Raw genomic sequence first — 272 nt, 5'->3', positions numbered from 1 at the left:
AAGCGTATGAAGGACTGGAGAAGCTGCCGTTCCGCGCGCCCGCCGGCATCCGCATGGTCCGCATCGATCGCGGCAGCGGCAAGCCGGTGTTCGGCACCTTCCCCACCGACACCGATCCCAAGGCGTCGGTGATCTGGGAGGCGTTCAAGCCCGAAACCGAACCTCGCCGCCGCGCCCGCCGCGTCGATGCCGCGCCGACCGCCGCCCCCACCGCTACGGCGACGCAGGCACCCCGCGACAGCGATTTCTTGCAAAGGGAAGGCGGAATCTAC

General features: G+C 69.1%; 1 protein-coding gene. It reads left to right on the top strand.

Going from position 1 to position 272, the window contains the following annotated elements:
- On the top strand, positions 1–272 hold a 272-nt coding region (locus AC0IYH_RS31640), incomplete at both ends, for a hypothetical protein (protein WP_471838202.1).

It is taken from the genome of Pseudomonas sp. AC463 (assembly GCF_979253585.1).
The sequence above is the reverse complement of the archived record's forward strand: the minus strand, read 5'-3'. Positions and strand labels throughout refer to the sequence as shown.